The organism is Massilia pinisoli (assembly GCF_024753285.1).
GTDB lineage: Bacteria > Pseudomonadota > Gammaproteobacteria > Burkholderiales > Burkholderiaceae_D > Telluria > Telluria pinisoli.
This window is the reverse complement of record NZ_JANUGW010000043.1, coordinates 1-9925: the sequence shown is the minus strand read 5'-3', so window position 1 is coordinate 9925 and position 9925 is coordinate 1. Positions and strand designations below refer to the sequence as shown.

5 protein-coding genes, 1 pseudogene and 1 other annotated feature are annotated in these 9925 nt (G+C 54.2%); of the genes and pseudogenes, 5 read left to right on the top strand and 1 reads right to left on the bottom strand.

Annotation, left to right across the window (positions count from 1 at the left end; all coding sequences use genetic code 11):
* Nucleotides 1-365: 365 nt before the first annotated feature.
* A pseudogene (locus NX784_RS28535) lies at nt 366-511 on the bottom strand (IS3 family transposase); the annotation flags it as partial.
* Nucleotides 399-517, bottom strand: a sequence feature (AL1L pseudoknot). Its footprint overlaps the pseudogene before it by 113 nt.
* Before the next feature lie 740 nt (nt 518-1257).
* On the opposite strand from NX784_RS28535, the gene NX784_RS28530 reads away from it, so the two are divergent.
* The 5 genes from NX784_RS28530 (at nt 1258) to NX784_RS28515 (ending at nt 9026) form a co-directional block, all read left to right on the top strand.
* The gene (locus tag NX784_RS28530) at nt 1258-3693 is read left to right on the top strand and encodes a DUF6531 domain-containing protein (RefSeq protein WP_258820053.1); all 2436 of its coding nucleotides are present in this window, start codon (nt 1258-1260) and stop codon (nt 3691-3693) included.
* Nucleotides 3693-6095 (top strand): RHS repeat-associated core domain-containing protein, encoded by a 2403-nt coding sequence (locus NX784_RS28525; protein WP_258820052.1) that lies wholly within the window; start codon nt 3693-3695, stop codon nt 6093-6095. The genes NX784_RS28530 and NX784_RS28525 overlap by 1 nt, the downstream gene beginning before the upstream one ends.
* A gap of 1429 nt (nt 6096-7524) precedes the next feature.
* Nucleotides 7525-7818: a hypothetical protein gene (locus NX784_RS28520; protein ID WP_258820051.1), complete on the top strand. Its 294-nt coding sequence runs from the start codon at nt 7525-7527 to the stop codon at nt 7816-7818.
* A gap of 172 nt (nt 7819-7990) precedes the next feature.
* Nucleotides 7991-8299 (top strand): LuxR C-terminal-related transcriptional regulator, encoded by a 309-nt coding sequence (locus tag NX784_RS28990; RefSeq protein ID WP_370662982.1) that lies wholly within the window; start codon nt 7991-7993, stop codon nt 8297-8299.
* Nucleotides 8300-8798: 499 nt separating this feature from the next.
* Nucleotides 8799-9026 carry a helix-turn-helix transcriptional regulator gene (locus NX784_RS28515; RefSeq protein WP_258820050.1) on the top strand — a complete coding sequence of 76 codons (228 nt, stop codon included), beginning with the start codon at nt 8799-8801 and terminating at the stop codon, nt 9024-9026.
* The last annotated feature ends 899 nt before the right edge of the window (nt 9027-9925 follow it).

Genomic DNA, 9925 nt, shown 5'->3' with positions numbered 1-9925 from the left:
TTGTTGAGACGAGAATACTTCGCTCGGGTAAGCCAACTTCGAAACCTTGGTTCCAACGCATTCATTGGCTTTTCCTATGTCGTGACGGAAGCCAGGGGGAGCACGGCCGCCTGCTTTTGAGACAGTGCTCACTTCTATTACGGGCCAACTACGCCGAGGATGCTACGCCTTGTCGAACTGGAGCGGGCCTGTCCACCCACGGACCCTCATGCTCTAACGATACCTATTCCTTTAAGCAGCGAACCACCCCGGCTTTCATGGAGGCCGGTTTATGTGAGTCAGGCCGGGATGGCTTGACTGCTCAGTTGCGCGCGATAGCTTGCCTCTGCTTGCACTGGCGGTATATAGCCGAGTGGTTCGAGCAGACGGTGCTGCGCCGCACAACGCCAGTAGCCCAACGGCGCGACCTGCATCACCTTGCAGATTCGCTCGACACCAGGGCATGGCGATACCGGTCAATGAATGCCCTCACGGCTGGAAGCGGCGGTCGAACTCCTCCGCCTGGGCGAAAAACGCACTAGCGGTCGGTTCCGAAGTATCGACCCCGATGAAGCGTGACGCCCCCGCGGTCGAAATGTCTGTCCTCCACGCTCCGAATAGAAGGGGGGACGGCCTACAGGCGGCAAACCCGTTGTCCTGGCAGACACGCGGATTTGCTCCAGATCCCGCGAGATCCCAGAGCCGGTATTTCGTCGTCGCGGTATCACGTTTTCTTCATGGTTACTTGCAGTCGCTGTTTATTTCACGGCGAGTCGCTCCTTACGTCATCGGCCAGTCGTCACGGCGAGGGCCTGCTCCACTCTTGCAACCCGATTCAGCGACGTACGAATTTGCCCGCGTTATAAAAGCGTCCACCGACCTTCATTCGGTGCACAAACGCCTCCGCGGCTATTGGAATAGCTTCAGTACCATAACTCATCGATCCAAACCGAAAGTAATTATTCTGAGCAGCAACAGCATTTCCGGTGGAGATAAACTGATATGGATCCGATTTATTAGGAAAATCTGTTTTCGTGACAATGCGAGAGAATCCCGCTATTTTACATGTGTAAAATCGCGGTCGATAACAGCGTTCGAGATGGTCTTGAAGCGATTTTCATAGGTGGCCATATGTTTTCTATTCTAAGAGCAGAGATTCGTCTACGTAGCCTCAACGGCATAGGCGTTGCACTTCTTTTGGCGGTCGTCTGTAATAGCGCGAACGCAATCGACACTCGCCGCTATTTTCCGATTGACCTAGGTTCGACATGGACCGAAATGACCACCTCGACCACATCGTTGGGTGAGCCCCCTCCTCCGGCCACAACGGTGACCACGGCCGTTGCCGGACCACTGGTTAATGGGCGGGAAACCGTACTTTTTTCGTGGACTGATGATTCGGACGCAACTGACAGAGCGGCGTCGCTGTATATCCAGGACTTCAGTGGAACCCAAGTTGTTGGCACAATTCCGATTGAGCCTGATCCTATGCGAGAAGAATGCATACCTGTTCCATCGGGGCCGTGGTATTTGCTGCCAAGTCGGGTGAAGGTTGGGCAGACATTCTCGGTCACGCTAACTACTACATGTGATGGCATTACCGGTACGACGTCGATCGTTAGCACCATCCTTGGATTCTCAAGAAAAACCGTTCCCGCAGGAAGCTTCAGGACGTTGGAGATTCGTGATGACATTGTCACGACAGCGACCATTCCAGAGGTCGGGATCAGGGTCGAAAAAAAGACGCTTTTTTGGTCTCTCGCCAAGAACGTGGGTTTAGTTAAGGAGGTAGAAATAACGCGATGGGCGGATGATTCGCAAGAAGACACGGACACCACTGTCCTGATGTCGACAAACCGCGTCTACGACGATAAAGACACTGATGAGGACGACGATTGCGGCTGCGACGTCGGCCTTGACGACGGGGCGTTGAATTACGCTGACGGAACCGTTTCGCTCTCCGAACAGGATGTCGACGCGGGTTGGTCATCGCGAATCAGTTTCGTACGAAAATATAACAGCGGCAATACGAATGATAGCGATGAATTCGGCCTGGGCTGGAGCCATAATTATTCGGCGCGGCTCGAGTTCACCGCACCCGAGGATGCATCCAGCGGGGCCAGTGAAATTCGCCTGGTCCGGCCCGGTGGTCAAAAGATTACCTTCAATCGCGTATCAGGTGGGTGGAAAGGCAATGCCACTGTCACCGGGACTCTGTCCACGACGGCCGACGCTACCGGCGTGATCACGAGCGTCAAGTACACCAACCCGATGGGCGATGCCGAACAGTATGACGGGTCCGGCAAGCTGCTGTCCGTCCTGTACAGCAAAGGCGGCGCAGTCAATCTCACCTACGAGTCGACCGGGGCCAATCGCCTGCAGAGTGTTGCCGACAATTTTGGGCATCAGATTTCGTTCTCGTACGACGGCAACAATCGGGTCAAGGCCATCACGTACGGGCAGGGACGAACGACTGGCTATTCGTATGACGACAAGGGTCGACTAGCTTCGGTGACCCGCCCGGACGGCAAGGTGCGGACCTACAACTACAACGAAACGGACACGCCCCCTGCCGATGCGTACGCGGCCGCTAAGCTGGACTTCGCAATCACCAGCATCATCGATGAAAACGGCACGAAATACGCAGACTGGACTTATGACGCTTCCGGACGCGTAACCTCCAGCGAATATGCCGGGGGTGTCAAACGGGTATCGATCGAATATGGTTCGGATAATACAAGGACGGTGACCGACGGTCTCAACCGCTCCCGCTCCTATTCATTCGAAAAGATCCTCGGCAAGACAAGAACCAGCGCTCTGTCGGCGCCTTGCGATGTCTGCCCGCAAGGTCAGTTCGCGTCGCGCACCTATGATGCCAATGGCAATGTCGCCACAGCCACGGACTTTAATGGGATCGTCACCAGTTATTCATATGACCTGACTCGTAATCTAGAAATCAAGCGCGTCGAAGCTTATGGAACGGCAAAGACCCGGACTATCAGCACGCAATGGGATGCGACCCGCAATCTGCCTGTGCGGGTGGCCGCGCCGAAACGCCTGACTACGTTGACCTATTATGCCAACGGGAATCTTCAAAAAAAGACTATCCAGGCGACGCTCGATGAAAATGGCGCGCAGGGACTGAATCCGACGCTCACGGATACGCCCCGCTCCTGGACCTATACCTACAATACTGCCGGCCAAGTTCTCACCATAACCGGACCGCGAACCGATGTCAGCGATATCACCACATATTCGTACGATTCCACAACAGGAAATCTGGCGTCGATAAAAGATCCGCTGGGGCGTATTACAACATACTCCGCCTATGATCTCGATGGGCACGTCGGCAAAATCACGATGCCAAACGGTGTGATCAACGATTTCACCTATTATCCGCGGGGTTGGCTAGCGACGAAAAAGGTGTCCGCTGGTGGCGCTGTCCGCCTGACGACATATGCCTACGACAATAATGGCCAGGTCATCAAAGTCACTTTTCCAGATACGACTTCGGTCCAATACACCTACGACAATGCTCATCGTTTAACCGATATCAGTGATTCTGCGGGCAACAAGATTCACTACGTTCTCGACAGTATGGGCAATCGCGTGAGCGAATCCGTTTCCGATTCGAGCGGAATACTGGCAGAAAGGATGACTCGTGTTTTCAACGATTTGAATCGCCTGGACTCGGTGACGAGGAGCTTTCAATAATGAGCAATAAAACTGCACGACCATCGACGTTGGTTGGAGGGGTATTGCCTGGCCTCGTGGCGCTGCTTGGCTTGATCTCCGTGTCAGCAAACGCGCAGACTGCACAATCCGCAACCTCGCGCTATGCCTACGACGGCAACGGCAACCTGATACAGGCGACGGACCCGTTGAATCGAGTCAGCGATTTCGGCTACGACGAGTTCAATCGAATAAAACAGGTCACGCTTCCGGCTCCCACATCAACGACAAGTCGGCCCATCGTCAAATACGCCTATGACGGGCAGGATAATCCGGCGACCGTGTCGGACCCTCGGGGTTTGACGACCACTTACGTGTTCAATGGCGTAGGCGAGCAACGCCAACTCACTTCGCCCGATACCAATGTATCGGCCATGACTTACGACGCGTCGGGTAACGTTAAAACCGTCACTGATGCGCGTCAGCAAGTGAAGACCTACAAATACGATTCGCTGAACCGGGTGACGAATATCTCGTTCACGTCTGGAACCGGCACCACGTTCGAATACGATGGCGGTGCCACGCCGGTTCCGGCCGCGATCGGGCATCTAACCAAAATGACCGACGAGTCCGGCCAGACGACCTACGTCTACAACGCGTTCGGCGAGCTCGTCAGCAGGACCCAGACGGTTGTCAGCAGCGGCGTTTCACGCAACTTGACGGTCTCGTACGCGGTGGGCACGACCGGAATCAGTAATGGCAAGCTATCAAGCATCACTTACCCTAGCGGAAACCGGCTCAACTATACCTACGACGCCGCAGGCCGCCTGAGCGGGATTACGCTCAACCCGACGAACAACAATGGAGTTGGAACCAACACCACAACAAGCACGATTCTGCTGAGCGGGATTACTTATGCGGCGTTTGGCCCCGTAAAAAGCTGGAACTGGGGGAACAGCACGGGAACAAATCCCAACGGCTACACGCGGACATTCGACCTGGACGGCCGCGTCACTTCTTACTCGTTGGGCAATGCGCTCACCACGGGCACCGTTCGTACGGTTCGCTACGATGCCGCCGGCCGCATACTCGCCTACGAGCACACCGCGACAAACCAGTCGACCAACGCTGCGGCGCTGAACCAGTCCTTCGGGTATGACAACCTCGACCGGCTCACCGCTTTCAGCGCGTTCGCTTCGACCCAGGCGTACGACTACGACGCCAACGGAAACCGGACCAAACTGTCCATCGGTACTGCAACTTACACGAACGCCTATCTGGCCACCAGCAATCGACTGATGAGTACGACGGGCCCGACGCCGGCGAAGACCAACCAGTACGACAACGCCGGCAACCTATCAACCGATGGCACGGTGTCCTATACCTACTCTTCCCGGGGCCGAATGTCGAGCGCGACGGTCGGCGCCAACACCGTCAAGTATCTCTACAATGGGCTGGGACAACGGGTACTTCGCAGCGGCGGTGCTCTGCCGAACGCGTCGAGCGTGTTCTTCTATGACGAGCAGGGTAAGCTCATCGGCGAATATGATTTAACGACGGGGAAAATGCTGCAGGAGTTCGTGTATCTCGCAGATATGCCTGTTACCGTGCTCCAGCAAAGTCGCACTGGAACGGTGCCGAATGAAGTGGTGGCGACGAACGCATTCTATGTGTACGCCGACCACATCCGGACCCCTCGTTTAATAACGCGCGCATCAGATAACAAGATTGTTTGGCGCTGGGATAATGGCGACGCGTTTGCGCTAGTTCCTCCGAACGAAGATCCGAGCGGCTTGGGACGGTTTACGTTCAACTTGCGCATGCCCGGCCAGTACTTCGATCGCGACACGAACCTTTTCTACAATTACTTCCGGGACTATGATCCGCAGCTAGGGCGGTATGTGCAGTCGGACCCGATTGGTTTGGGCGGCGGACTCAACACGTATAGTTATGTCGGCGGAAACCCGTTGCAATTCGCCGACCCAAGCGGCAGATGTATTGAGGATCTGTGCATCGGGGAAGCAATTGTTGCCGGACGAATCATTTATCAGGGTTATCGCGCCTATCGTGCATTTCAGGCCGCCGCCAAAATCGCCGAGGCAATCAAGGCAGCTAACGCTGCAAACGCGGACGGCGATGCTCAGGCATGCCCATCAGATAATAAGAGTGGAACCGATAAGGACAAAAAGGCATCGCGTCGTCCATCCAAGGGAACTCGCGATGCAGCGGATTTGGCCGCAACTGACTCAAACGGGAACTTAATTTGTACCTACTGTGGGGTTGAAATGACAACGGAGGCCGGGCACGAAAATTCGCGCGAGCACGACCATATTGATCCTTGGGTGGACACGCATGATTCTTCGCCGGCGAATATTACTGATGCATGCAGAACTTGTAATCGAGGAAAGGGTCGAGATTCAGTTGAAGACTTCTTGGGGCTCTGATTATGGATGAACAAAATGCGATGGCTTTCCATCACAAAGCATATGTTTGTATCGATGTGTTTGAAAATCGCAAGCCGGTTCGATGGGTAAGTAGGCCAGATGCAGGTTGGTGCTATTTATGTGGAGAGGAAAATCCTGATGACGCCTCATATTACAGGATGGTCGGTATTGGTCATATATTAGAGAAAGATCCTAGCTTAAAGGAGTCAATGGATTTGCGGACGGATGAAGAAGCGGAGCGTAGTTCGCCAGATAGTTCTTGGGTTCGTACCAATCTGTCAGATCCGACCCAACAGTTTCTCAGCGGTAGGGAAGTACGGAAATGCAGGGTATTCGCTACCTGCTCGAGGATTTATGTTTAAATCTCACAGGCGGAATTCCGCTCTTCGGGGACTCGTCCAACACACTCGCGATGCGGCCATCGAGGTTGAGGTGTCTTCGGTTCCGACGACGTCGTGGGTCTTGCCAAAGTGACTCAAGCGCGGCCGAAACGCGTTGCCGCATGCCTGTGCAGGCCGATGTGCCGCCGTTGCTGTGCCGGTTGCCGGACCAGGTGCCGCTGTTCCTGACGGACTGCGGCGAGCCTTTCAAGAAGAACCGTCTGTCGGGTCTGATCAACTCTACATGCGGCTGGCCTGCTTCGCCCACAGCGGCAGCTCCGCCATCCGGGATAGAATGCCCCGCACGTACTGGAGAACGGGGCGGACGTCAGGTTCCTCCATATAATCCTGGGACATGCCGACATATCCACTACCCACATCTGTACCCATGTCTCAACCGGCAACCTCAAGATCGCGCGAGCTGACGCATCCGGCGCGCCTGCAGCGCCCTATGACACGCGAACGACCGCTTCTTTCGATCCAGCACACGACACGTCCCTTGCCGGCCGCGCGGCCATTGCAGAGAACTGATCGGCTGCTTGATCATCCGGCGTAAATCATGCATTGTGCGATAGCTTGTCGGGTTGCAAACTCGGTTCTCGAGAAAAAGAAAATTCGATACAGGAGGAGTTCGTCCGCGCGCGGCGGGTATAAGTCACTGATCTGTCGAAGGAAAACGGTCACGTTACGACGAGTCCAGTCGGGACCAATCTTTTCAATCACTACATCAGGGATTATGATCCGCAGACGAGGCGGTATGTTCAGTGAGGCCCGATCGTTTTGCGCGGCAGAATCAACACGTATAGTTGGGTCAGTGGGAACCCGGGATGCAGCGAATTTGGCTGCAACTGACTCGAACGGGAACTTAATTTATACTTACTGTTGGATTGAAATGACAACCAGGCCGGACACGAAAATTCGCGCGAGCACGGTCATGTTGATTCTTGGGTGGACCCGTATGATTCTTCGCCGGGAAATATTACTGATGCATGCGGAGATGGAAATTGTGGCAAAACTGAATTAATTGAAAACTACTTGGGATTCGGATTATGGATGAACAAAAAACAATGGATTTCCATCACAAAGCATATGTTTGTATCGATGTGTTTGAAAATCGCAAGCCAGTTCTATTGGTAAGTAGACCAGATGCAGACTGGTGCTTTTTGTGTGGAGAGGAACATCCTGATGACGCCTCATATTACAGGGTGGTTGGTATTGGCCATATATTAGAGAAAGATCCTAGTTTAAAAGAGGTAATGGATTTGCAACCGGATGAAGAGGCGGAGCGTAGTTCGCCGGATAGTTCGTGGGTTCGCACCAATCTGTCAGGTCCGACCCAATAGTGTCTCAGCGATAGCGAAGTGCGGAAATGCGAGGTATTCGCCGCCTGCTCGAAGATTTATGATTACCCCCCGGGCAGAAAATCTGCATGCCTCTTTTTGTGGATGAAAATGACGGCGCCATGCTGAAATCCTCAATGCCGTTCAATCTCACCATTGACAGCAGGCGGCCCTATTGCGCAAACTGCAATTGAGAAACGCCGTCGAGCTCACCGCGTATGCGTTGCGATGCGCGGGCCATGGACGGGCACGAGTCCGGGCCAGATCCGCCGAGTTCTCGCAGCGCTGTTTGCGTCAGAGCGGCCTGACGCCGCGTGAGGCCCAGGTTGCCGAGCACCTTCTGGACGGTCTGACCAGCAAGGAAATCGTAAGTCGATCGAGCATAAGCGATCCCACCGTTCGCAAACACCGCGAAAACCTATTGGTGAAGGTTGGAGTCGCCAACGCAGGTCAATTGATTATGTTGTTTCTGTCGCGGCCTTAAGCCGTCCCAGATTTCCCCCTCGTATGTTCTCACTTGCTAGTCCATACGGCACCAGAGCTACACCTTTACGAATAAGGTTGCCGGACTATGGCGGCACTCGTTGCCGCCAGTAGCGGGTTAGTCGATCTTAGTCCGACGCGATGTACTTATACGCCCTCACCTAGCGAATACCCAGCCTGTCGCGGCTTGGCTGCTCCATTGGTACCGAATGGCGACTTTCGCGTCGTCGCGCGAACGATCACGGCAACGCGAGCCGAAGCGTGTCCGCACCTCGAAGCGTAACAACGAAGGCAGAATGGAATTACGCAGCAGTCATCTGTCTTCTCGGCATTTCAATACTGCCCAACCTTTCCGCACAACAAGCGGCTCGTCCGAAATTGCATATTGAGAAATGCTAAACCGCCGGTGCTGATCGACTCGCCAGTTGATACTTCACATCTACCAAGGTGGCAAATTTGCTAACTTTACATGAACAGCTTGGCAGAACAACGAGGTGTAAATGAATCCTGTAGACAACCCCGAACCGCGGACTCTGGCGGGCACGCAGGTCCCACTTCTTTACAAGATATCGAGCGTTATGGAACTGCTCCAGGTATCTCATGCAACTGTCTATCGGATGGTCGCCAACGGCGAACTCAAGCTCGTAAAGCTAAGTTCGCGCGCGAGCCGTATCACCTCGGACAGCGTCGCGAAGCTCCTTGGTACGAGTGATAAACAAAAGCGCTAACGTGCAAGACTGAAGCGAGCCCTCATCTAACGTTGTCGCATACATCGTTCCAGACCCGATTAACTGCTCTCGCGTGCTACCATTTGCGCGGGTCAGTAGGGACCGAACCGATGACACAAGCCAACCTGACGGTAGTTTTGACGGTACATTTTGTTCAATATCCCCGTTAAACGAGCCTTGACGCCTCTGTGGAACTCAGCAATTCGATCCCGGCTCCGGGCACTTTCCGTGCAGAAACTCAATTTGAATTCAATGACTTAGCCTCAACGTTCGATCCCATAGTGACCGCCGAGTCAGACATTCAAAGTCACATTTTCTTCCTCCCCTAATGCGTCTTCACATTGGTATTCAGAGCCGCTGAACGCCATTCGGGCATATCATCGTCTGGCGTCCTCTCGCCCCCTGAGAATGCGCCCGTTTCGGCAAACTTACTTCTTCATCGAGGCTTGACATCACGAGCCATGGCCGAGAAGCGCTTCGGCGCCGCATTGCGGTTCAGATTCCGCGAACGAATGCTATTAGGGTAACGAGAATCGGTGATACCTTAGACCGCCTAGTTGGTCGTATGGGTCGTCGATGATTGGTACTCTATGGTTTAACGAAAGCAAGTCCTGCAAGACATGCATGTCGGCGTCGGGTTACGTTTGACAGGCGAACATCATTACGGTCCGTCCACATACCATCGGCTGCCATATTCCGGACATAATTCTTGAATAACCTTTGCCGATCTTAACCACTGTGGAGTGCGTATGATCGGAACGAGAAGCCAAACCCTCGTCGTCGCAGGAGCCGTACTAGTCGGTATTGGGCTGGCCGCCTGCGGAGGTAGTGGATCAGCCGCGAGTAACGCCGCGTCGAGCCCCGCAGGCCTCCAAAATGTCAAGCACGCGTTATTGATA